This window comes from Streptomyces sp. NPDC005262 (assembly GCF_042872425.1).
Classification (GTDB): Bacteria; Actinomycetota; Actinomycetes; order Streptomycetales; family Streptomycetaceae; genus Streptomyces.
Map to the genome: position 1 here is coordinate 235,838 of NZ_JBIAKK010000009.1, position 25,880 is coordinate 261,717.

Annotated in this window: 22 protein-coding genes and 2 pseudogenes; 9 read left to right on the forward strand and 15 right to left on the reverse strand. The window is 70.7% G+C overall.

Annotated elements, in window-relative coordinates; all coding sequences use genetic code 11:
- Window positions 1-40: 40 nt before the first annotated feature.
- The 3 genes from ACFYP5_RS23220 to ACFYP5_RS23230 all read right to left on the reverse strand — a co-directional run bounded on the left by ACFYP5_RS23220 (window position 41) and on the right by ACFYP5_RS23230 (window position 3,950).
- Entirely contained in the window at window positions 41-1,090 is a 1,050-nt protein-coding gene (locus tag ACFYP5_RS23220; RefSeq protein ID WP_030916189.1) for an ABC transporter permease, read from the reverse strand.
- Entirely contained in the window at window positions 1,087-2,622 is a 1,536-nt protein-coding gene (locus tag ACFYP5_RS23225) for a sugar ABC transporter ATP-binding protein (RefSeq protein ID WP_389039113.1), read from the reverse strand. The genes ACFYP5_RS23220 and ACFYP5_RS23225 overlap by 4 nt, the downstream gene beginning before the upstream one ends.
- 146 nt (window positions 2,623-2,768) lie before the next feature.
- Window positions 2,769-3,950, reverse strand: a complete 1,182-nt coding sequence (locus ACFYP5_RS23230; protein ID WP_389039115.1) for an ROK family transcriptional regulator — start codon at window positions 3,948-3,950, stop codon at window positions 2,769-2,771.
- Between the two features lie 196 nt (window positions 3,951-4,146).
- Here ACFYP5_RS23230 and ACFYP5_RS23235 point away from each other — a divergent pair.
- Window positions 4,147-5,106 (forward strand): annotated as a pseudogene (locus tag ACFYP5_RS23235) (MFS transporter); the annotation flags it as partial.
- Between the two features lie 166 nt (window positions 5,107-5,272).
- Here the strand turns inward: ACFYP5_RS23235 and ACFYP5_RS23240 are convergent.
- Window positions 5,273-5,950, reverse strand: coding sequence for a GntR family transcriptional regulator (locus tag ACFYP5_RS23240; protein ID WP_389039118.1), 678 nt, complete (start codon window positions 5,948-5,950; stop codon window positions 5,273-5,275).
- Window positions 5,951-6,025: 75 nt separating this feature from the next.
- Entirely contained in the window at window positions 6,026-6,982 is a 957-nt protein-coding gene (locus ACFYP5_RS23245) for a beta-ketoacyl-ACP synthase III (RefSeq protein WP_389039120.1), read from the reverse strand.
- Window positions 6,983-7,323: 341 nt separating this feature from the next.
- On the opposite strand from ACFYP5_RS23245, the pseudogene ACFYP5_RS23250 reads away from it, so the two are divergent.
- Window positions 7,324-7,473: pseudogene (locus ACFYP5_RS23250) on the forward strand (Fe-S-binding domain-containing protein); the annotation flags it as partial.
- A 5-nt stretch (window positions 7,474-7,478) separates the two neighbouring features.
- Window positions 7,479-8,327: a formate dehydrogenase accessory sulfurtransferase FdhD gene (gene fdhD, locus ACFYP5_RS23255; RefSeq protein ID WP_389039122.1), complete on the forward strand. Its 849-nt coding sequence runs from the start codon at window positions 7,479-7,481 to the stop codon at window positions 8,325-8,327.
- Window positions 8,328-8,489: 162 nt separating this feature from the next.
- Here fdhD and ACFYP5_RS23260 read toward each other — a convergent pair whose 3' ends face one another.
- Entirely contained in the window at window positions 8,490-9,551 is a 1,062-nt protein-coding gene (locus ACFYP5_RS23260) for a bile acid:sodium symporter family protein (RefSeq protein ID WP_389039124.1), read from the reverse strand.
- 117 nt (window positions 9,552-9,668) lie between these two features.
- On the opposite strand from ACFYP5_RS23260, the gene ACFYP5_RS23265 reads away from it, so the two are divergent.
- From ACFYP5_RS23265 to ACFYP5_RS23280, 4 genes are all read left to right on the forward strand, one after another.
- Window positions 9,669-10,571, forward strand: coding sequence for a LysR family transcriptional regulator (locus tag ACFYP5_RS23265; RefSeq protein ID WP_389039127.1), 903 nt, complete (start codon window positions 9,669-9,671; stop codon window positions 10,569-10,571).
- Window positions 10,572-10,799: 228 nt separating this feature from the next.
- Window positions 10,800-12,599 carry an AMP-dependent synthetase/ligase gene (locus tag ACFYP5_RS23270; protein WP_389039129.1) on the forward strand — a complete coding sequence of 600 codons (1,800 nt, stop codon included), beginning with the start codon at window positions 10,800-10,802 and terminating at the stop codon, window positions 12,597-12,599.
- 108 nt (window positions 12,600-12,707) lie between these two features.
- The gene (locus ACFYP5_RS23275) at window positions 12,708-13,544 is read left to right on the forward strand and encodes an aldo/keto reductase (RefSeq protein ID WP_389039132.1); all 837 of its coding nucleotides are present in this window, start codon (window positions 12,708-12,710) and stop codon (window positions 13,542-13,544) included.
- A gap of 90 nt (window positions 13,545-13,634) precedes the next feature.
- Window positions 13,635-14,117 (forward strand): RICIN domain-containing protein, encoded by a 483-nt coding sequence (locus tag ACFYP5_RS23280; protein WP_313940084.1) that lies wholly within the window; start codon window positions 13,635-13,637, stop codon window positions 14,115-14,117.
- 158 nt (window positions 14,118-14,275) lie between these two features.
- Here the strand turns inward: ACFYP5_RS23280 and ACFYP5_RS23285 are convergent, their stop codons facing one another.
- From ACFYP5_RS23285 to ACFYP5_RS23295, 3 genes are all read right to left on the reverse strand, one after another.
- Window positions 14,276-15,205: a class I SAM-dependent methyltransferase gene (locus tag ACFYP5_RS23285; protein ID WP_389039135.1), complete on the reverse strand. Its 930-nt coding sequence runs from the start codon at window positions 15,203-15,205 to the stop codon at window positions 14,276-14,278.
- A 159-nt stretch (window positions 15,206-15,364) separates the two neighbouring features.
- Window positions 15,365-16,108, reverse strand: coding sequence for a class I SAM-dependent methyltransferase (locus ACFYP5_RS23290; protein WP_389039138.1), 744 nt, complete (start codon window positions 16,106-16,108; stop codon window positions 15,365-15,367).
- A 77-nt stretch (window positions 16,109-16,185) separates the two neighbouring features.
- Complete coding sequence (locus ACFYP5_RS23295; RefSeq protein WP_389039140.1) at window positions 16,186-16,950, reverse strand: LysR family substrate-binding domain-containing protein; 765 nt, start codon at window positions 16,948-16,950, stop codon at window positions 16,186-16,188.
- 58 nt (window positions 16,951-17,008) lie between these two features.
- Between ACFYP5_RS23295 and ACFYP5_RS23300 the strand changes: the two genes are divergently transcribed.
- The gene (locus ACFYP5_RS23300) at window positions 17,009-17,413 is read left to right on the forward strand and encodes a DUF5997 family protein (protein ID WP_389039143.1); all 405 of its coding nucleotides are present in this window, start codon (window positions 17,009-17,011) and stop codon (window positions 17,411-17,413) included.
- A 233-nt stretch (window positions 17,414-17,646) separates the two neighbouring features.
- On the opposite strand, the gene ACFYP5_RS23305 is transcribed toward ACFYP5_RS23300, so the two are convergent.
- Window positions 17,647-17,952, reverse strand: a complete 306-nt coding sequence (locus ACFYP5_RS23305) for a 4a-hydroxytetrahydrobiopterin dehydratase (protein WP_389039146.1) — start codon at window positions 17,950-17,952, stop codon at window positions 17,647-17,649.
- Window positions 17,953-18,014: 62 nt separating this feature from the next.
- Between ACFYP5_RS23305 and ACFYP5_RS23310 the strand changes: the two genes are divergently transcribed.
- A complete protein-coding gene (locus ACFYP5_RS23310) occupies window positions 18,015-18,824 on the forward strand; it encodes a helix-turn-helix domain-containing protein (RefSeq protein WP_389039148.1) in 810 nt (269 codons plus the stop codon).
- Between the two features lie 39 nt (window positions 18,825-18,863).
- Here the strand turns inward: ACFYP5_RS23310 and ACFYP5_RS23315 are convergent, their stop codons facing one another.
- From ACFYP5_RS23315 to ligA, 5 genes are all read right to left on the reverse strand, one after another.
- Window positions 18,864-19,607: a YoaK family protein gene (locus ACFYP5_RS23315; protein WP_389039151.1), complete on the reverse strand. Its 744-nt coding sequence runs from the start codon at window positions 19,605-19,607 to the stop codon at window positions 18,864-18,866.
- 157 nt (window positions 19,608-19,764) lie between these two features.
- Complete coding sequence (gene secD, locus ACFYP5_RS23320; protein ID WP_389039153.1) at window positions 19,765-22,068, reverse strand: protein translocase subunit SecD; 2,304 nt, start codon at window positions 22,066-22,068, stop codon at window positions 19,765-19,767.
- A 51-nt stretch (window positions 22,069-22,119) separates the two neighbouring features.
- Window positions 22,120-22,668, reverse strand: a complete 549-nt coding sequence (locus ACFYP5_RS23325; RefSeq protein WP_389039155.1) for a hypothetical protein — start codon at window positions 22,666-22,668, stop codon at window positions 22,120-22,122.
- Between the two features lie 86 nt (window positions 22,669-22,754).
- Window positions 22,755-23,579: a rod shape-determining protein gene (locus ACFYP5_RS23330; RefSeq protein WP_389039158.1), complete on the reverse strand. Its 825-nt coding sequence runs from the start codon at window positions 23,577-23,579 to the stop codon at window positions 22,755-22,757.
- Window positions 23,580-23,763: 184 nt separating this feature from the next.
- On the reverse strand, window positions 23,764-25,878 hold the full coding sequence (ligA, locus tag ACFYP5_RS23335) for an NAD-dependent DNA ligase LigA (protein ID WP_389039160.1): 2,115 nt from the start codon (window positions 25,876-25,878) through the stop codon (window positions 23,764-23,766).
- Between the last annotated feature and the right edge of the window lie 2 nt (window positions 25,879-25,880).

The following is a 25,880-nucleotide window of genomic DNA, read 5'->3' on the forward strand; positions in this document are numbered from 1 at the left end:
GATCTGGTGAGGTGGGACAGGGGTGGGAGAGCCCGGGGACTCAGGTCTCCCCGTGGGCCGAGGTTCGACCCTGGACCAGGACGGCGGCGACGATGATCGCGCCCTTGGCGATCTGCTGGACATCGCTCTGCAGATTGTTGAGAGCGAAGATATTGGTGATGGTGGTGAAGACGAGGACGCCGAGGACGGATCCGACGATCGTGCCGCGTCCGCCACTGAGCAGGGTGCCGCCGATGATCGCGGCGGCGATGGCGTCGAGCTCGTACAGGTTGCCGTTGGTGTTCTGTCCCGAGCCGGACAGGATGATCAGCATGAAGGCGGCGATGCCGCAGCACAGCCCGGAGAGGAGGTACAGATAGAGCCGCTGCCTGGTGACGTCGATCCCGGCGAGCCGGGCCGCTTCCGCGTTGCCGCCGACCGCGACCGTGCGGCGCCCGAACGTCGTGCGGTTCAGCACCAGCCAGCCGATAACGGTCGCCGCGGCGAAGACCATCACCAGGGGTGGAATGCCGAGGATGTACGAGTCGGGCAGCCCCAGGTCCAGGACCGACTGCACGGTGACGATCTGTGTCTTGCCGTCTGTGAGCAGCAGGGCGAGACCGCGGGCCGAGGCGAGCATGGCCAGCGTCGCGATGAACGGCACCATCCTCCCGTAGGCGATCAGCAGTCCGTTGACGAGTCCGGCGCCGAGTCCGACGAGCACGGCGGTGAAGAGGATGCCTGCGAAGCCGTACTCCTGGGTGGCGAGGGTGGTCGCCCAGACCGAGGCGAGCGCGACCATGGCACCGACCGACAGATCGATGCCGCCGCTGGTGATGACGAACGTCATGCCGACGGTGACGACACCGATGACGGACGACTGGGTCAGGATCAGCTGCAGGTTCCCGGTGTCCAGGAAGGCGTCGGGCTCGGTGAACCCACCGACGGCGATCAGTACGGCGAGGACGCCGAGCAGCGACAGGTTTCGGACGTCCGCGCGCACCCGGAGAGCGCGCGGACCGCCGCCCTTCGAGGGCGGCACCGAGGCGGGGGCGGGCGCGGCCGCCTTGTCCGGCCCACCGTGCTGCGCCGAGGAGACGGGCTGTGTCATGACGTCGGGCTCCCATCCATCACGAGGTCGAGTACACGGTGCTCGTCGAGCTCCCGGGCGTCCGCCGTATGCACGACGCAGCCCTCGCGGAGCACCAGCACCCGGTCGGCGAGGCCCAGCACTTCGGGCACTTCGCTGGAGACCAGCAGGACGGCGAGGCCTTCGTCGGCCAGCCGGCGGATCACGGCGTAGAGCTCGGCGCGGGCGCCGACGTCGACACCGCGGGTCGGTTCGTCGAGCAGCAGCACCCGGCAGCCGCGCAGCAGCCAGCGGGCCAGGACGGCCTTCTGCTGGTTGCCGCCGGAGAGAGTACGGACGGGGGTGTCCGGGTTGTCGGGACGCAGGGACAGTTCGCGGGTGGCGGTGCGGGCCGCCCGGCGTTCGGCCCCCCGGTCGAGCCAACCTGCCCTGGAGAAGCGGGACATGGAGGAAACGGAGACATTGCGGGTGACGGATTCGAGCATCAGCAGGGCCTGCGCCTTGCGTTCCTCGGGGGCGAGCCCGATGCCCGCGGCGACGGCGGCGCGGACGCTGCCGGGGCGCAGCGGCCGCCCGCCGACCCGGACCCGGCCCGCGCTCGGCCTGCGTGCTCCGTAGATCGTCTCCAGGATCTCGGAGCGTCCGGAGCCGACCAGGCCGGCGAGGCCGACGATCTCGCCGGGCCGCAGTTCGAGGTCGAGCGGTGCGAACTCCCCTTCCCTGGCGAGTCCTTCGACGGTGAGTACGGGCTCCTGCCGGACGGCGTCCGCGACCTCCGCGGACGCCCCGGGGCGCTGCGGGAAGACGTACTCGACGTTGCGGCCGGTCATCATGGCGACGATGTCCCGCGTCGGGGTGGTCTTGGCGGGCAGACCGACCGCGACGGCCCGCCCGTCCTTCAGCACGGTCACCCGGTCGCCGATCCGCCGGATCTCCTCCAGCCGGTGGGAGATGTAGACGACGGCGACGCCGTCGGCGGTGAGTGAGGCGACGATACGGAAGAGGTTGTCGACCTCGTCGGGGTCGAGGGCGGCGGAGGGCTCGTCCATCACGATGAGCCGTACGTCGTGGGAGAGCGCCCGTGCCATGGAGACGATCTGCTGCTGGGCCGCGGAGAGCGCGCCGACGGGGCGGGCGGGATCGATCTCGGGGTGGCCGAGGCGCTTCAGCAGTGCGGCCGCCGCCGTCCGGCCTTCGCGGGTGCGGACGATGAAGCGGGCGGTGGTGGGTTCATGGCCGAGGAAGATGTTCTCGGCGACCGAGAGGCCCTCGACCAGGTCGAGTTCCTGGTAGATGGTGGCGATACCGAGGCGCATGGCGGCGATCGGCGACTTCAGCGCGACGGGCTCGCCACGCCAGGCGATCTCGCCGTCGTCGGGCTGGTGGGCTCCGGCGAGCACCTTGATGAGGGTCGACTTGCCGGCGCCGTTCTGCCCGAGCAGACAATGGACCTCACCGGCCTGGACCTCCAGGTCCACGCCGTCGAGAGCGCGCACACCCGGGAACGACTTGGTGATGCCGGACATGGTGAGCAGGGGTGGTTCTGGTGCCATGACAAATCCCCTCGGCGAATGGGGTCTCCCCCTGCTCCAGCGAAGCTGAGAGCTTGGGGAAGGGCCGGTGAGCGGGCAGGGCTGTACCAGGTGCGGGTGGTGCTCGGTTGCCGATGTATCGGTGGTGCCGTACCGCCGGCCGAGGATCAGGCCGGTGAGAACAGGTGGTCGCTGATGAGCCGGGCGGCGCCGATGACTCCGGCGGTCGGTCCCAACTCGCCCAGCACGATGGGAAGATTTCCGGTGGCCAGCGGCAGGGACTGCCGGTAGACCTGGGTCCGGACGCTGGCGAGGAGTGTGTGGCCGAGGCCGGTCACGCCGCCCCCGATCACCACCAGTCCCGGGTTGAAGAAGCTGACGAGTCCGGCGATGACCTGGCCGACCCGGTTGCCGCCCTCGCGGATCAGGTCGAGCGAGGTCGCGTCACCGGCGGCCGCCGAGGCGGCCACGTCGGCGGCGGTGAGCCGGCCGGCCGCCTCCAGTCGGGCCGCGAGCTCCTGCGACTGTCCCGTGCGCGCCGCGTCCTCGGCATCGCGGGCCAGCGCCGCGCCGCTGAAGTGGGCCTCCAGACAGCCCCGGTTGCCGCAGGCGCAGGCGCGCCCGTCGGGTTCGACCTGGATGTGCCCGATGTCGCCCGCGCTGCCCGTCGTACCGCGGTAGACGTCTCCGCCGACGACGATGCCGCAGCCGATGCCGGTACCGATCTTGACGCAGAGGAAGTCGCCCACGGAGCGTGCGACGCCCGCGTGCTGCTCCCCCATCGCCATCAGGTTCACGTCGTTGTCGACCATGACGGGGCAGCCCAGTTCCTGGCTGAGCGCCTCGCGGACCGGGAAGCCGTCCCAGCCGGGCATGATCGGGGGTGCGACCGGTACACCTTCTGGGAAGCGGACCGGTCCGGGTACGCCGATGCCGGCGCCGTCGAAGCCTTCCGCGAGCCCGGAGGCCCGGAGCTTGGCCGCCATGGACAGCACCTGTTCGAAGATCGCGACAGGTCCTTCGCGTACGTCCATGGGGTGGTTGAGGTGGCCCAGGACCTCCAGCTCCGCGTTGGTGACCGCCACGTCGATCGATGTGGCGCCGATGTCGACGCCGAGGAAGCGCAGTGCGGGAGCGAGCCGGATGTTGTGCGAGCGACGCCCGCCGCGGGAGGCGGCGAGTCCGTCGGCCACGACAAGTCCGGTCTCCAGCAGCCGGTCCACCTCGACGGCGAGCTTGGAGCGGGAGAGATCAATCTGATCCCCCAGCTGCGCCCGTGAGTTGGGCCCGTCGTCGCGCAACAGCCGGAGCAGTCGCGCCTGATGCGCATTCGCGGGTCGTGCCGTCATACGTCTCACGCGCCCCTCCCCGCCACATCGGCTCATCCGTCGGGCTTTCGAGGGGAACGTAGCAGCGGTTGCCGGGAGTGGGAAGAAGTTGCGCAGGAATCAGCTCCAACTTTCTCCACACCGAGGACAAAGCCGTGCGCCTTGTCGGTGCGTCGCTTCGGTGCGGGCGCCTTCGCGACACGCGCCGCGGCGCAGGGTGGTCGCGGTCCTGGCCCTGGCCGTCGGCACACTGATCTGGGTCTTCGTGCCCGGAGACCGCGAGAACAACGCCTCGGGCGGCTTCGACCTGCTCGGTGCCATCGGCCTGGGCACCGCGCTGATCTGCCTGCTGCTCGCCGTGTCCAAGGGCGCCGACTGGGGCTGGGGAAGCGGCACCACACTCGGCCTGCTCGCCGCCGCCGTCATCGTGCTGCTGGTCTGGGGCTGGTGGGAGCTGCGCATCAGTGATCCGCTGGTCGACCTGCGGGTGACCGCCCGCCCCCAGGTACTGATGACCAACGCCGCCTCGATCCTGGTCGGGTTCGCGATGTACGCCCAGTCCCTGGTCGTACCCCAGCTGCTCCAGCTGCCCGAGGCCACCGGCTACGGCCTGGGCCAGTCGATGCTCGCCATGGGCCTGTGGATGGCGCCGGCAGGCCTGATGATGATGGTCATGTCGCCGATCGGCGCCAAGCTCTCAGCCGCCAAGGGCCCCAAGGCCACCCTGGCCGTGGGCAGCCTGATCATCGGCGTCGGCTACGGCATCTCCCTGCCGCTCATCGGCTCCGGCTCCACCTGGAGCCTGCTGGCCGTGACCATCGTCTGCAACACGGGCGTCGGCTTCGCCTACGGCGCGATGCCGGCCCTCATCATGGGTGCGGTCCCTCAGTCGGAGACTGCCTCCGCCAACAGTTTCAACACCCTGATGCGTTCGATCGGCAGCTCGGTCTCGGCCGCAGTGATCGGTGTGGTCCTGGCCCAGCTGACCACCGACTTCGGCGGCTACGCCCTTCCTTCCGAGAACGGCTTCCGCATCGCCATGCTGATCGGCTGCGGCGTGGGTCTCGCGGCTGCGGTCGTTGCTTCCCTCATCCCCGTGAGGCCGGCCGCACAGCCGGGGTCCGCCGTTTCCCAGCACGCGGCCCCCGAGGCGACCGAGGCCGAAGTCAAGGCCTGACCGGGAGGGCTGTCCCGTAATCCCTGGTGGATCAGCGCGCGGCGTCGGATGCGGTGCATCGCAAGGCGGAGAGGCGTCCTCATACCGGTCGTATTCGGGCGTTCCGACAACCCGGCGAGGTGCCGTAGCCGTCATCGTGCGCCCGCCAGGGATTACGGGACAGCCCTTAGCCCTCTTCGCGCTGGTGGTACGTCTTGCGCGTGTGTTCCGTGTGCGTCCGCATGATCTCCGTGGCCCGCTGTTCGTCCCGCGAGGAGATCGCCGCAATCAGTGCGCGGTGCTCGATCCAGGACTGAGTGCCGCGCTGGCGGGCCACCGGGGTGTAGTACCAGCGGACCCGGCGGTCCACCTGCCCGGCGAGTTCGGCGAGGACGACATTGCCCGCCAGTTCCATGACCTTGGCGTGGAACGCGGCGTTGGTGGCAACGGCGAGATCCACATCGTCGTCGGCGACCGCCTGCTCACCCTTGGCGCACAGCTCGTCGAGCGCGGCGATGCCGGCCGTGCCCGAGTTGGCCGCGGCCAGCCGGGCGGCCTCGGCCTCCAGGAGCGTACGGACCGACAGCAGCTGGTCCGCTTCCTCCTCGGTGGGTTCATGGACGAACGCACCTTGCGCGGGCCGCAGATCGACCCAGCCCTCGGTGTTCAACCGCTGCAACGCCTCGCGCACCGGCTGCCGGGACACGCCGAGGTGTCCCGCGAGTTCGCTCTCGACCAGATGCTGGCCGGGGCGGAGCGCACGCGTGGTGATCAGTTCGAGCAGCGCCTCATAGACACGCTCGCGCAGCGGACCAGGCCGTTCCAGCTTCGGCACAGCCCCTTGCGGCAGTCCTGTGGACAACATCGCGGTCCCCCTCCGGGCGACGAGCAAGCGACGAGCAACTGCTTATCGTCTACAGTCTACCGAGCACAATAGGGCTCAGGGACAGCGGATCACCTGACCCGCGTACGAAAGATTTCCACCGAACCCGAAAAGCAGCGCCGGAGCACCGCTCTCCACCTCGCCGCGTTCGACCAGTTTCGACAGCGCCATGGGGATGGAAGCGGCGGATGTGTTGCCCGAATCCACTACATCGCGGGCGATGACGGCGTTGACCGCACCGATCTTCCGGGCGACCGGTTCGATGATCCGCAAATTGGCCTGATGCAGTACCACCGCAGCGAGGTCCTCGGGCGCGACCCCGGCCTTTTCGCACACCTTGCGTGCGATGGGCGGCAGTTGAGTGGTGGCCCAGCGGTAGACGGACTGCCCCTCCTGGGCGAAGCGCGGCGGTGTCCCCTCGATCCGGACCGCACGCCCCATCTCCGGCACCGAACCCCACAGCACGGGGCCGATTCCGGGCGCGGCGTCCGCATCACCCCGCGGATCCGCGACCACGACCGCCGCGCCCGCACCGTCGCCGAGCAGAACGCAGGTGGAGCGGTCGGTCCAGTCGGCGATGTCGGCCATCTTGTCGGCGCCGATCACCAGCGCACGGGTCGCGGCGCCTGCCCGGACGGCGTGATCCGCGGTGGCGAGCGCGTGGGTGAAGCCGGAGCAGACGACATTGATGTCCATCACGGCCGGGGAACCCATGCCGAGACGGGCGGCGACCCGCGCCGACATGCTCGGCGACCGGTCCATGGCGGTGGAGGTCGCGACGAGGACCAGATCGATGTCGGTGGGGAGCAGACCTGCCGTGGCGAGCGCCTTGGCCGCCGCGTGCGCGGCCATCTCGTCCACCGGCTCGTCAGGGCCTCCCACATGGCGGGTCTTGATCCCGACGCGACTGGTGATCCACTCGTCGCTGGTGTCGACCATGGCCGCCAGGTCGTCGTTGGTGAGTACCTTGGCGGGCTGATAGTGGCCGAGCGCCACGACACGTGAGCCGGTCATGTAGAGGTTCCCCTCGCTACGTATGGCAGGAACTATCCAGTCTTGGTGGCTACCGCCCGGTACGGGTGCACGTGATCCCACAGGATTACCGGCCGAGGCTTGGAGGCTTGACAACACCCTTGACCCCTTTGAACGCATACTGTAGACAATATTCGTCGGCTTGACATCGTCTCCTGTTCCCTCGCTCGGTCCTTCACCGAACGGAGAGCCCCGTGAAAGTCGCAGTTGTCGCTGCCGGTGCGATCGGCGCCCATGTCGGGGCCGCGCCCCACCGCACCGGCGCCGAGGCCCCTGTCATCGCTCGCGGCCGTCGTCGAACTGGCCGACCCGGCCGGGGTGGTGCCCACTGCGGTGCGGGACGCAACGTCACACTCCATGTGCAGGACAATGAGTTCGTCACGGTCACCTCACCGCACGACAACCCGGTGACCCACGGCAACCTTTGCATCAAGGGCCGTTTCGGCTTCCACCACGTACAGAATCGGGTTTAACCGCCATGGGACGGGTCACCGAGCGCCGCCGCACCATTCGCATCCGGGACGGGGTGGTCTCCACCCGCCCCGACACACTCGTCGCCGAGGAGCCTCTGGAGATCCGGCTGAACGGCAGGCCGCTGGCGATCACGATGCGTACGCCTGGCGACGACTTCGCACTGGCGGCGGGCTTCCTCGTCAGCGAGGGCGTGATCGGTGACGGCTCCGAGGTGCAGTCGATCGTGTACTGCGCGGGGGCCACGGCCGACGGCGTGAACACGTACAACGTGGTGGACGTGAAGCTCGCGCCCGGCGTGCAGGTCCCCGACATCACGCTGGAGCGCAACGTCTACACGACGTCGTCCTGCGGGCTGTGCGGCAAGGCGAGCCTCGACGCGGTCCGCACCACGACCCGGCACCCGATCGCCGACGCTCCCCCGGTCCGGGTCGAGCCCGCGCTGCTCTCGGCCCTCCCCGACCGGCTGCGCGAGTCGCAGCGGGTCTTCGACCGGACCGGGGGCCTGCACGCGGCTGCACTGTTCTCCGAAACGGGGGAACTCATCGACATCCGGGAGGACGTCGGCCGGCACAACGCGGTCGACAAGCTCGTCGGCCGGGCCCTGACCGACCACCGGCTGCCGCTGTCCCGGGCGATCCTGCTGGTATCGGGGCGGGCCTCGTTCGAGCTGGCCCAGAAGGCGGTGATGGCCGGGATCCCGATGCTCGCCGCGGTCTCGGCACCTTCGTCGCTCGCCGTCGACCTGGCGGCCGAGACCGGACTGACCCTCGTCGGCTTTCTGCGGGGTCCGTCCATGAACGTGTACGCGGGTGACCACCGCATCGCCCTGGAGGCGACGGTCGGCCAGGGCTGAGCCGCCCGGCCCGCAACACGGGTCAGGGATCCGGCCGGCGGGGAGCGCCCCCTGCGCCGGCCGGACCCGCCCCCGTGAGCACGTCGTCGGTCCGTTCGGGGGCGGTCGAACAAGCCGTCGGGCCACACCACCGGTCAGCAGCTCATGCCACGGGCGAGCCGGTCAGCCCACCGCGACCGGCTCCTCCGCCGCAACGCTCGCCGGAGTCACGGACCGCTCCCGGCGCCCCTGCTGCGGATCGAGCCGGTCGAGCCGGTCGCGCGAGCGACGCTTCGCGATCACCGCGCACACCATCAGTTGCATCTGGTGGAAGAGCATCAGCGGAAGCACGGCCAGGCTCGCGTGTGCCCCGAAGAGCACGCTCGCCATCGGCAGCCCCGAGGCCAGGCTCTTCTTCGAACCGGCGAACTGAATGGCGATCCGGTCGCCCCGGTCGAAACCGAGCCGCTTCGCCCCGTACCAGGTCAGTGCGAGCATCAGCGCGAGCAGCACCGCTTCGGCGGCGAGCAGCGCACCGAGCCGGACCGGGGTGACCTGGTGCCAGATGCCGGCGACCATGCCCTCGCTGAACGCGGCGTAGACGACGAGCAGGATCGAGCCCCGGTCGACGTAGCCGAGCACCTTCCTGTGGCGGGTGATGAACCCGCCGATCCAGCGGCGCAGCAACTGCCCGGCGACGAACGGCAGGAGCAGCTGGACCCCGATCTTCAGCAGCGCGTCCGCCGAGAATCCGCCACCGCTGTTACCGAGCAGCCCGGCGGCGAGCAGCGGGGTGAGGAAGATCCCGGCGAGCGAGGAGAAGGAGCCAGCACAGATCGCCGCCGGCACGTTGCCGCGGGCGATGGAGGTGAACGCGATCGACGACTGGATGGTCGAAGGGACGAGGCAGAGGAAGAGGAAGCCGCTGTAGAGCTGGGGCGTCAGGACGTACGGAACCAGGCTCTCGCCCGCCAGACCCAGCACCGGGAACGCTACGAACGTGCAGATCAGGACGGTGAGATGGAGCCGCCAGTGCTTGAGTCCGTCGAGCGCCTCGGCGGTCGAGAGGCGGGCGCCGTACAGGAAGAAGAGAAGGGCGACCGCTCCGGTCGACGCGCCGCCCGCCACATCGGCGGCGGCCCCGGACGCGGGCAGCAGCGCCGCAACCGCGACGGTGCCGATCAGCGCCAGGATGTACGGGTCGATCGGCAACCAGGACGGCAGCTTCAAGGTGCGGCGGCTCATGTGCTCCACGTGTTCTCTCGTTCAGGTCGTGCCCTCTCCATCTTGCTCTTGATCACCGCAATCGGGAATCCCGCATACCGCTCTCACTGTCATCATGTTCCGCGATAACCTGGCGCTATGTACGACCCTGCACAGCTCCGTACCTTTCTCGCCGTCGCCCAGACGCTGAGTTTCACCCAGGCCGCCCGCCGGCTCGGCGTGCGGCAGTCCACGGTGAGCCAGCATGTGCGGCGGCTCGAGGACGCGACGGGACGGCAGCTGTTCACCCGGGACACGCACCGGGTCGATCTCACCGGGGACGGCGAGGCGATGCTCGGCTTCGCCCGGACGATCCTCCAGGCCCATGAGCGGGCAGCGGCGTTCTTCACCGGGACCCGGCTGCGCGGCCGGCTTCGGTTCGGGGCGTCCGAGGACTTCGTGCTGACCCGGCTGCCGGAGATCCTGGAGTCGTTCCGCCGCGACCACCCGGAGGTCGAACTGGAGCTGACCGTGGAACTCTCCGGGACGCTGCACCGGCAACTGGCGGCGGGCCGGCTCGATCTGGTCCTCGCCAAGCGGCGGACCGGCGACACGCACGGTGAGCTGGTCTGGCAGGACACGCTGACCTGGATCGGCGCACCGCACGTGCGGATCGATCCGGACCGCCCGGTGCCGCTGGTCCTCTTCCCGCCGCCGGGCATCACCCGCGCCCGTGCCCTGGAGGTGCTGGAGGAGCACGGCCGCTCGTGGCGGGTCGCCTGCACGAGCACGAGCCTCAGCGGGCTGATCGCGGCGGCCCATGCCGGGCTGGGCGTGATGGCGCACACCCGTGGCCTCATCCCACCGGGACTCACCCCGGTGCCGGCCAGGGCGGGGCTGCCGGAACTCGGCGATGTGGATTTCGTCCTGCTGCACGGCCGCCGCCGCGACGCGGCCCAGGAGGCGGCGGACGCGCTCGCGGCGGCGATCCTGGCGGGAGGCGACCGGCTGATCCGCTCCGTCGGCGGGATCAACGCGATCGGCGGACGCGAGGGCGCGTGACCGAGACGTACAGATTCGGTGGAGATTCCGGCGCAAGCTACTTACTCCTCCGTCAGATGTGCGCCCGAGCGCTGCCGATGTGGCCGGATATTTGTGGCTGACCTGTACAGATGCCACACCTTCCGGAGTCTCCGGGGCCTCCCGCCGCGCCGCCCGATCAGGTAGCGTCACGGCGCTGTGCGGAGCGCCACAAGGAGCAGTTCATTGCGCGAGTTCACGGTCCCACCCATGGCGGCCGCGCCCCACGTCGGCGGTCTGGCTGATGTCGTCTTCGACTACCCGGAGGAGGACCCGCATCGGATTGCGCTCGGCCGGAAGGACGCGAGCGGACGCTGGCGTGACATCACCGCCGCGACGTTCCGTGACGAGGTGCTGGCCCTCGCCAAGGGGCTGATCGCCCATGGCGTCCGGTTCGGCGACCGGGTCGCCCTGATGTCCCGTACCCGGTACGAGTGGACGCTGTTCGACTTCGCACTGTGGACGGTCGGCGCCCAGTCCGTGCCGATCTACCCGACGTCCTCGGCCGAGCAGGTCTTCTGGATGCTGCACGACGCCGATGTGTCCGCCGTCGTGGTGGAGCACGAGGACCACGCGATGACGATCGCCTCGGTGATCGACCGGCTGCCCGGGCTGAGGCGGCTGTGGCAGCTGGACGCGGACGCGGTGACCGAGCTCGTCGACGCGGGCACCCATGTCGAGGACGAGGTGGTGCACCGGCACCGGCGCGCGGTGACGCCCGAGTCCGTGGCGACCATCATCTACACCTCCGGTACGACGGGCCGGCCCAAGGGCTGTGTGATCACCCACGCCAACTTCATGTTCGAGACGGACACCATGGCCGCCCGGTGGGAGTCGGTCTTCCACTCCAAGCCGGGCGACGAGGCCGCCACACTCCTCTTCCTGCCGTTGGCGCATGTCTTCGGCCGGATGGTCGAGGTCACGGCGATCCGCGGCCGGGTGAAGCTGGGCCATCAGCCGGAGCTGTCGGCGAAGGCATTGATGCCGGACCTGGTGACGTTCCGGCCGACGTTCATCCTGGCGGTGCCGTACATCTTCGAGAAGGTCTTCAACGGCGCCCGGCGCAAGGCCGAGGCGGAGGGCAAGCTCGGGCCGTTCGACAAGGCCTTCGACATCGCGGTGAGGTACGCCGAGGCGATGGAGCACAAGGCGTTCGGAACCGGCCCGGGGCCGTCGCCGGGGCTGCGTATGCAGCACCAGTTCTTCGACAAGGTCGTGTACAAGAAGGTCCGCGATGCGATGGGCGGCCGGGTGCGGCACGCCATGTCGGGCGGCTCCGGGATGGAGCGGCAGCTCGGCCTGTTCTTCGAGGGCGCCGGCATCACGGTGTACGAGGGGTACGGACTGACCGAGTCGACTGCGGCGGCCACCGCCAATCCGCCGGAGCGCACCCGGTACGGCACGGTCGGACAGCCGATCCCCGGCACCACCGTGCACATCGCCGACGACGGCGAGATCTGGGTGTACGGCGGCAATGTCTTCGGCGGCTATCTGGGCGACCCGAAGGCCACCGACGCGGTGCTGTACGACGGCTGGCTGGCCACGGGCGATCTGGGTGCACTCGACGAGGACGGCTATCTGACCATCACCGGGCGGAAGAAGGAGATCCTGGTGACGTCGGGCGGCAAGAGCGTGTCGCCGGCCGGTCTGGAGGAGCGGGTGCGGGCGCATCCACTGGTCGCGCAGTGCATCGTGGTCGGCAACGACCGGCCGTACATCGCGGCGCTGGTGACCGTGGACCAGGAGTCCGTGGACCACTGGCTCTCCATGCAGGGACGGCCGCCGATCAGGGCCGCGGACCTGGTGCGCGACCCGGATCTGGAGATGGAGGTCCGGCGGGCGGTGGTGGCGGCAAACACGGCGGTGTCGCAGGCCGAGTCGATCCGTACGTTCCGGATACTGGCGCATCAGTTCACCGAGGAGCACGGCCTGCTGACCCCGTCCCTGAAGCTGAAACGGAAGGCGATCGAGACGGCGTACGCCGCCGAGGTGGACGCGCTGTACCGATGAGGCAGGCCCGGAGGCGCCGACCTGAAATGCCTCTCGCCGGGAATGCTTCAGGGCTGTTGATCGTTGACCTGAGGAATACCGAACCGACGACGTAAGGATCGACCGCTCGTGAGCCAGGTCCCCTCCATCACCCTCAACAACGGCGTCGAGATGCCGCAGCTCGGTTTCGGTGTCTGGCAGGTGCCGGACACCGAGGCGGCGAAGGCGGTCAGGACAGCCATCGAGTCCGGGTACCGGAGCATCGACACCGCCGCGATCTACGAGAACGAGCAGGGCACGGGCAAGGCCATCGCCGACTCCGGTGTCGCCCGGGAAGAGCTGTTCGTCACCACGAAGCTGTGGAACAGCCAGCAGGGCTACGACACCACCTTGCGGGCGTTCGACGCCTCGCTCGACAAGCTGGGTCTCGACTACGTCGACCTGTACCTGATCCACTGGCCGCTGCCGGCCAAGGACGCGTACATCGACACGTACAGGGCCTTCGAGAAGATCTACGCCGACGGCCGCGCCAAGGCCATCGGTGTCTCGAACTTCCTGCCCGAGCACCTGGAGCGCCTGCTCGGTGAGACCTCCGTGGTTCCCGTGATCAACCAGATCGAGCTGCACCCGCAGCTCCAGCAGGCTGATTCCCGCGCCTTCCACGCCAAGCACGACATCGCGACCGAGGCCTGGTCTCCGCTGGGTCAGGGCAAGGGTCTCCTGGAGGTCCCGACGGTCGTCGCGATCGCCCAGAAGCACGGTCGCACACCCGCGCAGGTGGTGCTCCGCTGGCACATCCAGACGGGCAACGTGGTGATCCCGAAGTCCGTGACGCCGTCGCGGATCGCGGAGAACCTCGATGTGTTCGGCTTCGAGCTGGACGCCGACGACCTCGCCGCGTTCGCCGCGCTGGACGAGGGCAAGCGCCTCGGCCCGAACCCGGGCGAGTTCAACCTCGGCGCCTGAGCTCCGCCGCTCCACGACCGAATCACATGGAACCGCCGCCCGGCCTCGCGCCGGGCGGCGTCCGCATGCCCGAACCTGGAGGACCGCGCCATGAGCGGGGAGACCGCACCCGTCGTCGAACCGGGCCTGTACCGGCTGCGCAATGTGGGCAGCGGACTGCTGCTGGAGGTGTACGGCTCCGCCAAGGGCAGCGGCGCCAATGTGCAGCAGGGCAGTGAGAAGCGGGACGGAGCGGGCGCCCAGCACTGGCAGCTCTCCCCGGTGCACGAGGGCGCCGCCCTCTACCATCTGACCAACGCGCACAGCGGCAAACGGCTGGACGTGGCCAACGCCTCCACGGAGAACGGCGCCAACGTCCAGCAGTGGAAGGCCAACAACTACGGCGCCCAGGAATGGCTGGTCGAACAGCACCTGGATGCGCCGGGCACCGTGACCCTGGTCAGCTTCATCAGCGGACTCGTCCTGGAAGTGGCCGACGGCAGCACGGCGGACGGTGCCAACGTCCAGCAGTGGGAGGACACCGACTCCCCCGGCCAGTGGTGGCAGTTGGAACCGGTGTCCCAGGGGCGCTGAAGGCTGTCGTGTCGTCCCTGTGGATCACCGCACGGCGTCGGATGCCGTGCATCGCACGGCGGAGGGACATTCGCATACCGGCATAGCCGGGTGATCCGACAACGCAGCGAGGGGCCGCAGCTGTCATCGTGCGCCCGCCAGGGACGACGGAACAGACCTCAGACGCGCCGGGCCAGGTGCACCGTGCGTGCCGTGAGCAGGAAGACGTCCTGGCGGAGGCGCAGCCCGGCCGGGTCCTCGGGATCGAGCAGCCGGTCGAGTACGGCGAGGTCGTCGGCGGGGAGCGCGTCGGCGAGCATGTCGCGCCGCTGAGCGAATTCGGCGATGACATGGTCGCGGGCCTGGTCGGAGAGTGGTGCGGGCAGGTCGAGCAGGAAGGTGCGGGTGCCCTGCGGAGCCAGCCCCACCGCGGTGAACAGGGCGCTCCAGTCCTCGGTCTCCCGCTTGGCGTCCGGAAGGGACGCCCGCATCTCCTCGAACCAGTCCGCGATCACCGCGTCGAGCCTCGCCTCCAGGCCCGGCCGGCCGAACCCGATGTCGCGCGGCAGCTGACGGGGCGGCAGCCCGCCCTCGACGAGGGCGACGGTGCCACCCGGGCGCAGCAGTGCGGCGAAACCGGCGAGGGCGCTGCGCTGGTCACCCATGTGGTGCAGCGCATTGCCCGCCCAGATCAGGTCCGCGTCCCCCAGCTTCGTCAGTTCGTCCGGGAGCTCCGCGTGCAGCGTGCGGACCCGGTCACCGAGGCCGAGTCGTGCGGAGCGGGCCCGGGCCCGCTCCAGCAGTGCCGCGGTGCCGTCCACGGCGACGACTTCGGCTTCCGGGAACGCCTCGGCGAGCAGACACGCGATCACGCCGGGGCCACTGCCGATGTCGAGGACCCGGCGTACCCGCGGGGCGGTGGGAAGACCGGCGATCCAGCGGGCGGCCTCCTGGTACTGCGGGCTGCTGAGCTCGGCGTTCCGCTCCAGGACCGGGCCCATGACGTCCCAGTCGAGGTCGGTGGTGTCGTGGTGAGGGCCGTGCGCGGCACGGTCGTGCCGACCGTGGGCGGTGTCGTGGTGAGGGCCGTGATCGGCGTGCTTCGTCATGCGGACAAGACTCGCCCCTTGTCAGGTGTCCGGCATAGTCCTGTTGCCGATTCGGCAAGCCGCCGCACCGGCCCTGCGGAGGACACGGTCGTCGACGGTGGGCGCGTCACTCGTGCGCCGGGCACGAGTGCGGACCATCCGTGCACCACGGTCCCGCCGTCAGTCCCCGCGGCGGAACACCAGCAACCGGTACTCCGGGTCGCGGCGCGACCGGTCCGGGTCGGGCAGGGCCAGCAGCGCCGCCGCGAGCCGGTCGGCCGCCGCCCCCGGCAGCTCCAGACGCGAGACGAAGTCGCCCCTGCGTACGCTTCGCGCCGCCGCCTGCGGTGTCCGCCCCTGTCCATGGCCGAGGAAGCGGGCCTCCCCCACCACGTCGAGCCCGGCTTGCGCCCCGTACGCGACGACCAGTTCCTCACTGTCCGACGGCTTCGGCCTCAGATAGGGGGCGAACACCTCGTCGATGTCGCTGCCCACGTCGTGCGCCGCGTCCTTGTCGACCGTGGTGACGAACACCCCGCCGGGCCGCAGTACCCGGGCCGCCTCGGACACCACCGCCCGCGCCTCCCCCGCCCCCCGCAGCAGATGCAGCAGCCAGACCGCACCGACCGCGTCCACCGTCGCGGCGCCCAGCGGCAGCCGCCGCGCGTCGCCGAGCGCCACCGCGCCGATCCGCTGCCGGGCGAGCCGCGCCATTCCGTACGAGGCATCGGTGCCCAACACCTTCAGTCCGGGCCGGGCCGCCGCGATCCGCTCGGTGACCAGCCCCGTACCGCAGCCGATGTCCAGCAGTGTGCGCGCGGACTCCGGGATCAGGCCCAGCACGGCGTGGGCTGCGGACTCGGCCCTGGGCACGCCACCGCGGGTCGCGTCGTAGACAGCCGCCTCGGTGTTGTAGTCGAGCATGCGGACGACTGTAGGACACCGGCCGGCCCCCGGGTGGGTGGGCGCTGCCGGAAGACTGCGAATGAGCGAAGCCGGGGCTACGACCGACGGCGCGGCTTGCCGCGCTTGCCGCCCTTCGGGGCACCGGAGCCGCCCCGTGGGCTCTTGCCGCCCGACTTTCCGGCCGCGGGCTTCCGCCGTGCGTCGCCCGTGTCGGGGCGCTTGCGCTGCTTCGGCTGCGGCGGGGTGGCGGTGCGGCCCCGGGAGCTGTTCACGGTTCGCCCCCGGACGATCCCGATGAAGTCCTCCACCATGTCGGTGGTTGCGTCCTCCGGCCACGACAGGGCGACGCGCGACTCGGGAGCGCCGGTGACCGGCCGGTACGTGAGGTCCTTGCGGTGGTGCAGGCGGGCCAGCGACTGCGGGACGACCAGCAGTCCCACTCCCGCCGCCACCAGTTCGACGGCGTCCGCGGTCGTGGCGGGGCGCTCGTTCGCGGGCAGGCCCGGCGGACGCTCCCAGTCGAGGGTGTCGTCGAGGGGGTGCAGCACGATCTCGTCGGCCAGATCCTCGGTGGACACCTCGTCGACCGCTGCCGCGATGTGGTCCTTCGGGATCACGACCACCGTCGTCTCGGTGTACAGGGGGATCGCGCTGAGGTCCGTCCGGTCGATCGGCAGCCGCACGAATCCCGCGTCGGCGCCGCCGCCCCGCAACACGTCGGATGCCTCCGCGGCGGTCACCGCGACGAGGGTCAGTGGGATCTCGGGCAGCCGCTCGTTCCAGATACGCACCCACTTGGTCGGCGTCACGCCTGGTACATACGCAAGCCGGAAAGAAGGGGGGATCTCGGAGCCTGTCACCCCGCCAGGTTACCGGTCGTGGTCGGAGGTATCGCACACGCTCGCTACTCTTGACACCATGACGTCGCACCAGACCACCCAGACCATGAAGCCCGCGACCGCGGCGAAGAAACTGGGTGTGTACCTCGAGGCCACCCCCACCGAGTTCCAGGAGGGTGTCGTCTCGCGCAGCGAGTTCAACGCGCTGCAGGCCGATCCGCCCGAGTGGCTGCAGGAACTGCGGCGCAACGGCCCCCACCCCCGTCCGGTGGTCGCGGCGAAGCTCGGCATCTCCATCTCGGGCCTCGCGCGTGGCGGCGTCACGGACGCCCTCACCACGGAGCAGATCGAGGCGCTGAAGAAGGAGCTCCCTGAGTGGCTGCAGAAGGAACGCGCCACCCAGGCCGAGGTCCGGAAGGAAGTGGTCCGGATCAAGGAGAAGAACGCGGAGAAGCAGGCGGAGCAGGACGACCGTACCCGCTGACCTCGCTCCTCCCCCTCGACGGCGGTGGACGCGGCCGCCGGTGCCACGGTGAGCGGGTACACCCGGGAGGCGACGGGGAGGCGGTGGTGCGCAGCGACACCCGAACGCGTCGGCTCGCCGCGCACCCCCGGTGCGGCGCGGCGCCCTGACGAGCGCGGCGCCCTGGTTCAGCCGCCGTGACATCGCACCCCTCGTGGCGCTCCCGTTCCGTCACCGGCGTCACCCGCGTTCCGTCAGTGCGCTCCGTGCACCGTAGCGACCGCCTCCACCCGTGCCGCCAGCGTCAGGTCCTTCTCGGTGACCGCACCGCCCGCATCGTGCGTGTTCACCGCCAGGGCAACTGTGTTGTAGCCGAGCGTCAGATCGGAGTGATGGTTCAGCTCGTCCTGGATCTGAGCGACGTGGACGGCCATTGCGGCGGCGGCGAAGTGCGAGGCGAGCCGGTACGTGCGGGTGATCCGGTCACCCTCCAGCGCCCATCCGGGCAGCTCGCTCAGCCGGTCCTCGATCTCTTTCTGCGACAGCGGTTCGGTGGGCACGGGGCGGCTCCCTCACGAGGTCGGTTTCTGATGGGCGGTGGCGGTGACGTTACGGTCTCCGTATGACAACTGTCGCGCTAGACACGGGGGTAGGGCCACTGCTGCGCAGCTGGCGTCAGCAGCGGCGGATCAGCCAGCTGGAGCTGGCCCTGCGCGCCGACTCCTCGGCCCGTCACATCTCGTTCATCGAGACAGGCCGTTCGCGCCCCAGCGAGGACATGATCCTGCGGCTGGCCGACCATCTCGACATCCCGGTGAGGGAACGCAACGCCCTGCTGGTGGTGGCCGGTTACGCGCCCCGCTACGCGGAGACCGCGCTCGACGACCCGGCGATGGGCGCGCTGCGCGACGGCATGGAGCAGCTGTTGCAGGGGTACGACCCGTATCCGGCGCTCGTCGTCGACGGCACCTACACCGTGGTGGCGGCCAATCGTGGCATCGCGATGCTGCTGGAAGGGGTCGCGGAGCATCTGCTCGCCCCGCCGCTGAACGCCATGCGGCTCACCCTCCATCCGCAGGGGCTCGCTCCGCGCATCCGTAACCTGCGGGCGTGGCGGGCCGATCTGCTGGCCCAGATGGAGCGTCAGATCGCGCTTGCCCGTTCGGCGGAGCTGCGTGAACTGTACGAGGAGGTCGCCGCCTATCCGGTTCCGGGAGACGCCGAAGGTCGGGACGAGCCGGCGGGGCCGCCTTCGGCGCTGCCGTTCGCGCTGCCGCTGGTGATCGAGTACCACGGGCGGGTGCTGTCGTTCGTCTCCTCCATCGCGACGTTCAACACGCCGATGGATGTCACGGTGGCCGAGTTGGCGATCGAGACCTTCCTGCCCGCCGATCAGGAGACGGCCTCGTATCTGCGGTCGCTCGCCTCCTGACGTCCGGCGTCACATGCGTCCCCGGCCGGGCGCGAGGTGTCACCTCTTGGTGAGGGGGCGGGTCCACGGGGCGTCGGTGCGCGCCAGGACGGTCGCGATGGCGCTCGCCGCGGCCAGGATGACCGCCGCGAGCAGCACGGGCAGGGTCGGGTGTCCGTTCAGGACGGCGATGGCCCCGACGACGGCGCCGAGCAGCATGGCGCCGGCCGAGACCACCCGCCGGCCGGCCTTGGTGCCGGCTCCTCCGGTGAGATGGCTGTCGGCGGCGATGCCGGTGATGGTGAGGGTCAGCACGGTCGTGGTGAGGTCGGGGACCGCGAGAGCGCGGGAGACGGCGTTCTGCACGCCGAGGCCGAGGGCGAGCAGCACGATGAGGGTGAAGCGGACCCCTCCCACGAACGGAGTGCCGGACACCAGCGTGACGATCACGGCGGCCGCGACACATACGGTCTCGGCGAGCAGCCCGTACTGGAGCATTCTGCCCCGGTGGGCGTGGGTGCGGTGCACGAGCAGGCCGCCGAGCAGCGCCCCGGTGGCGAAGGCGGCGAGCGCGACGAGCGAGGCGGCGAGCGAGAAGCCGGCGGCCCCGGCGAAGGCGAAGCCGGAGAAGACGACGTTACCGGTCATGTTCGCGACGAAGACCCTGCCCAGCTGCAGATAGCTGACGGCGTCGACCAGGCCGGTGACGACGGTCAGGGCGAGCATCAGGGGCGGCAGCGGCCCGTGCCGGTCGGTCATGTCCGGCACCACGGTGGCCCAGGCGTCACGAAACAGGACGGGCATGGGCACGCTCCAATCACCGGGACGGAATCAGGATTGTGCCGTGATCGGGGTGCGGAACGGAGGACCGCCGCAGCGTGTGCCGCCCCGCACCGCCGCAGCGTGTGCCGCCCCCGCACCGCTGGGCGGGGGCGGCACACGCTGTGTAAGGGCGAAGCGGTTATACGCGCGCGCCGTTGTCGAGCGGGTCCCGGCGTTTCGCTCCTGCGCCGGACGTGCGTCCGGAAGCGCGCTTGCGGGCGGGCGGCGGGGTCTTGGCTCTCTTCTCCAGGGTGAGCGCGACCGGTACGGCGGTCAGGACGGAGGAGTACGTGCCGACACAGATGCCGATGAGCAGGGCGAGCGCGAAGTCCTCGAGGGAGTCGCCGCCCAGCACGGCGAGGGCGGCCAGGATGAAGAGGGCGCCCATGCCGGTGTTGACGGTTCTGGGCACGGTCTGCAGGACGGCGCGGTTGGCGATGGTCGACACGGATTCGCGGCGTGCCTTCGCCCACAGTTCGCGGACCCGGTCGAAGACGACCACCGAGTCGTTGACGGAGTAGCCGATGACGGTGAGGAGTGCGGCGAGGAAGATGCCGTCGACGGTGCGGCCGAGCCAGGCGAACGCGCCGACCAGCAGGATGACGTCGTGGACGAGCGCGGCGACCGATGCCAGGGCGAACGTCCAGCGGAACCGGACCGCCAGATAGGCGAGTTGCACGAAGACGGCGACGGCGAGCGCGATCAGCGCGTTGCGCCGCAGTTCGTCACCGAGGCTGGGGCCGATGAGCTCGTCGCGGACCTTGGTGGTCCGGCCGCCCTCCTCGGCGAGGGCGGCACGCAGGGCATGCTCCTCGTGGTTGTCGAGGTCTCCCGTGCGTACGGAGAGGTCACCGGCGCCCGCCGTCGTGACCTCGGCGTCGCCGAATCCCGCTCCGGCCAGGACGGTGCGGGCGGTCTCCACGTCGACGGGCCGGCTCGTGGAGTATTCGACGAGCCGGCCGCCGGTGAACTCCACGCCCAGGTTGACACCCCGTACGACGACGCCGAGGACCGCGACGGCGATCAGTGCCGTGGAGATCAGCAGCCAGCGGCGGGGGGTCCGGAACAGCTGCGGGTCGCGGCGGGCCAGCCAGGTCCGTACGCGTCCGGGGCGTGCGATGCCGTTGACGCCCCGGTAGTCGCCGACGAACCGTGAGCGGGACGCGATCTCGGTGAGGGCGCGAGCGATGACGAGTGCCGAGAACATCGACGCGAGAACACCGATGGCGAGCGTGACCCCGAAGCCCTTGACCGGTCCGGAGCCGAGAAAGAAGAGCAGGCCGGCCGCGATCAGTGTGGTCACGTTGGAGTCGGCGACCGCGCTCCAGGCGTTACGGAACCCGGCGGTCATCGCGGAGCGCAGGGAGCGGCCCGACCGTTCCGCGTACTCCTCCCTGGCGCGTTCGAAGACCAGCACGTTCGCGTCGACCGCCATCCCGATGGCGAGGACGAACCCGGCGAGTCCGGGCAGGGTGAGGGTGACGCCGAGGGCGACCAGTGCGGCGTACGAGATGACTCCGTACGCGGCCAGAGCCGTCGCGGCGAGGGCGCCGAAGAGCCGGTAGACGAACGTGATGAAGAGAGCGGTGGCGGCGGCCCCGATGAGGGCGGCACGGGCGCTGGCGTCGATGGCGGCGGCGCCGAGCGTCGGGCCGACGGTCCTCTGTTCGACGATCTCGACGGGAAGGGGCAGCGCGCCGCCCTTGATGAGCAGCGCGAGATCGCGGGCCTCGTCGGCGCCGAAGGAGCCGGTGATCTGCGTGGAGCCGGACGGAAGGCCCACGTCGCAGCCGACGGACGGGGCGACCTGGGGCGAGGAGATGACCTGGTGGTCCAGGACGATGGCGACCCGCCGCCGTTCGTCCTGAGCCGGATGGCAGGCGGCTTCGCCGGTCAGCCGGGTCCAGTCCCGGCCCGCGCCCTTGTGGAAGTCGAGGGCGACGGTCCAGCCGGCGCCCTGCTGGGCGTCGAAGGAGGCCCCGGCGTCCTTGACGCCCGCGCCGGTGAGCCGGGCCGGGCCGAGAGAGAGAAGGCGGCCGTCCTCGTCGGGCAGCGTCAGCCCGGTGGCCTTGCCCTTCTGCTGTTCCGTGCCCGGGCCCCGGACGGCGTGGAAGCTGAGCTGGGCGGTCCTGCCGACGACTTCGGCGGCCTTGCGCGGGTCCTGGACGTCGGGCAGTTCGACGATGATCCGGTCCTCCCCGGACCGGGTCAGGGTCGGTTCGGAGACGCCGAGCGAGTCGATGCGCCGGCGCAGCACCTCAAGGGTCCGGTCGGTGCTCTCCCGGTCCGCCTTCGCGGTGGCGGAGTCCTGGGCCTGGAGCACCATCCTGGTGCCGCCCTGAAGGTCGAGGCCGAGTCTGGGTGACATGGTCAGCGTGATGAGCACGGAGACGAGCAGCACGGCAGCAGCCAGCACCGCTCGCACCGTGGTGGCGCGAGTCATGGGAATCCTCCGAGGGACGACGGCCGTCCTCACCGCGGCGAGGACGCGCCGTCAGATCTGTCGAGCAGAACGGTGGCCGAGGGAACGGTCCGTCCTCGGAGGGCCCCGTACGCCGGGGAGCGCCACGCGGAAGCGGTCGGCTGCGAAGGAGGGTGCGTCCGCTGCCTGATGCCGAGCGGGAAGCGGTACCTGGATGCCGAACGGTCCCGGCAACAGGGCGCCGCCGGGGCCGGGCGGCGGGAGCTGGTGCTGAATGCGGATGTGGTCGGTGGCGACCCAGGGCCGGGGCACGGCCGGGGCGCGCGTGAGTTCGTGGCCGGTCGCCGTGGCCGTGCGGGTCCGCCGGGTGTCGTGCGGGGGGCCGGTGCGGGCGGTCAGGTCGGTGCGCCGGGCGGGCGTCGGGGCGGCAGGCGTGTGAGCGGCAGCGGACTCAGGACCGGACAGGGAGCGTGACGGAGCTACGCCTCCGGCAGACGCCGGACCGGACAGGAAAGGTGGCAGGGTTCCGGCTCCGGCGGCCGCTACGGCTGCGGACGCGCCGCCGACGACGGAGAACACGACGAGGAGGAGCGCGACCAGGGTTTGACGGGCCGCCGTCACGCGCCCCCGGCCCGCCGTACGGCGGGCCGGGCTGTTCGGGCACCGTCCCAGGGGTGGGTACCCCGGGAGCGGCCCCGGGAAGGTGGTCACCTCACCGGGCCGGGCAGGGCGGGTGCCGCGCCGGCCGCGCGGAGCGCGGAGCCGAGGATCAGTCCCGCGCCGCGGACCACCGTGGTGGCCGGGTCGTCGGCGAGTCGCACCGGGACCCCGAGGCGGACCGCGATCCGGTTGGTGATGTCGGGGCGCAGCGCACCGCCTCCGGTGAGCAACGGCCCCTTGCGCAGGGCTCCGAGGACCGCGCCGTGCCGGTCCTGCCGCCACATCTCCATGATCATGTCCAGCGCGGTGCGGACGACGGCGGTGGCCGGCTCGGCAGGCCCGAGGTCGCTGAGCCCGGTCTCGGCCTGGCGGGCGTCACGGACCATTCCGTCGGCCAGGAGGGTGACTTCGGTCAGCTCGGCGCCGATGTCGACGACGAGCAGCGGGCCGCCGTCCTGCGGTCCGGCGTATGCGGCGGCGGCTCTGGCGCTGTCCAGCACGATGATGCTCGTCGGCCCGAGTGCGGCGAGCAGCTCCCGCACCTCGGCCCGGTGTTCGGGCCCGGCGAGCACCGGGTGGCTGAGGACGATCAGGGTCTCGCCCCGGTCGGCGCCCAGTGCCGTGTCGGCGAGGCGGCTGAGCATCCGGCCGCAGGACTCGTGGTCGGCGATGCGCCCGCGCCGGACCGGACGGCCGTGACCGGTCCCGCCCTCGGGATCGCCGCCGGACTCGGCGTCGGTGACGACGCCGAGTCCGGGGATCCAGGCACGGGTGCGGGAGCTGCCGAGGTCGAGGGCGAGTCCGCGGCTGACACCGCGGTACCCGTTGCGGATGGACCGGCCGTGTCGCCGTCCGTCGTGCGGAGAATGCACCGTCCCTCATCCCCCGGCCTGCCGCAGCAGCCGTTCACACACACGTCGACCCGCCGATAGCGAGGCACGACCGAGCCCTCACTATGCAATAGGAAGGCAAAGAAAGCCACTCTCAGGCAAAATCCAAGGGTTCGGCGCGCCCGTCCGTCCACTCTCGCGGACGGGCGCTCACGTGTTCCGCCCGTCACACCTCCGACGGCAGGAACCCGGCGATCAGCTCGGCGAACTCGTCCGGTGCGGCGATCCGCACACCGAGATCCTCCGCCTTGGTGCGCTTGGACCCGGCCTTCTCCCCGGCGACCAGCAGCGTGGTGCGCTTGGAGACGCTGGACGAGGACTTCCCGCCGGCCCTCTCGATCAGCTCGTTCATCTGGTTCCGCGAGAGCTTCTCCAGCGCCCCGGTCATGGCTCCGGTGACCACCACCGTCATCCCGTCCAACGGCCGCTCGGCCACCGCCTCACCGTCCACGGGGGCAGTGGCGCCCTCCGTGTTCTCCTCGCCGTGCTCCGGCGGCGGCGTCGCACCGGGCTCGGCCATGTTGACCTGGGCGGCGACCAGCTTCTCGATCAGCGGGGCGAGCTCCACCAGCTCCGCGACGACGGCTGCGGCCTTCTCCTTGCCGATGCCGTCGACCTGCTGGAGCGCATCGGCATCGGCGGCCCGGATCCGGTCCATGGTCGCGAAGTGGCGGGCGATCCGCCGCGACATGGAGCGGCCGGTGCCGCGCACCCCCAGTGCGCAGAAGACCCGGGAGAGCGGCCGGCTGCGCGCCGTCTCGATGGCGGCCAGCAGATTGTCGGTGCTGGTCTCGCCCATCCGCTCCAGGCCGAGCAGCTGCTCGCGTTCGAGCGTGAAGAGATCGGCGAAGTCGGCGACCAGGCCGGCATCGACGAGCTGGACGACGCGGGTCGCCCCGAGCCCTTCGATGTCGAGCTGGTCGCGTCCCGCCGCGTACGAGATGGAGGCGACCAGCCGGCAGTCGCGGCCCCGGACACAGCGCCACCGCTGCTCACCGGTGTCGATCTCGGAGCCGCACTGCGGGCAGGTCTCCGGAAAGACGATCGGCTTCTCGTCGCCGGTCCGCAGATGGGCGACGGGTGCTTCGATGCGGGGAATGATGTCGCCCGCCTTGTAGACCATCACCTGGTCGCCCAGGCGGAGATCACGGCGCGTGATGTCGGCCGGGTTGTGCAGCGTGGCGTAGCTGACGGTCGATCCGTCGATCTCGACCGGCTCGAGCACGGCGCGCGGCGCGATGATGCCGGTCCTGCCGACGTTCCACTCGACAGCGAGGAGCCGGGTGACCTTCTCGACCGCCGGGAGCTTGTACGCGATGGCCCAGCGCGGCGCCCGGGTCCCCGAACCGGCTTCGCGCTGGTCGGCCGCGAGATCCGCCTTGATCACGATGCCGTCGATGCCGAACGGCAACGAGGCACGCAGCGCGGCGACTTCCTCGACCCGGGCCTGCACCTCCTCGACGGTGGTGACGGTGCGCGGCGCCACGTCCGTGTCCGCCGCGGTGTGCACGCCGAGCCCGGCGACGTACTCCAGGACCTCGCTGTGCGGGAGTTCGGCCAGTGTGCCGGTCAGCTCGCCGGACTCCGGCAGGGGCAGGGCACCGTACGCGAAGAACGTCATCTCGACCGTGTAGGGGCGGTCCTTGGCGCGCAGCGTTCCCGCCGCGCCGTTCCTCGGGTTGGCGAAGGGGGCGCCGCCGTGCTCGGTGCGCACGGTGTTGGCCTGTTCGAACTGTTCGTTCGTCATCAGGATCTCGCCGCGTATCTCGATCGTCACCGGCTCGCCGAGCTGTTCCGGAAGCCCGACGACGGTGCCGATCGCATGCGACACGTCCTCTCCCGCGGTGCCGTCGCCCCGGGTGATCAGGCGCTCCAGCCGGCCCGAACGGTAACGGGCGGCGACCGCGAGTCCGTCGAGCTTCGGCTCCACGGACCAGGCGGCCACCGGTCTGCCGATCCGGCGCTCCAGGGACGCCGTCCAGGTGACGAACTGCTCGGCGGAGAACACGTTGTCCAGGGAGAGCATCGGGACCGTGTGCGGCACGTCTCCGCCCGCGGCGCCGCCGGCGACCTTGCCGGTCGGTGAGGCGGCCAGCACGTCCTGCGGATGTGCCTCCTCGTACGCGGCGATCCCGCGCACCAGCCGGTCGTACGCGTCGTCGTCGAGCGTGCTCTCGCCCGTGGCGTAGTACGCGGCGGCGGCCGCCGAGGCATCTTCGACCGCGGCGGCGTAGGCGGCGGCATCGGCGAGCACAACAGCTGAGTTCGTCATGGCCCCCATCC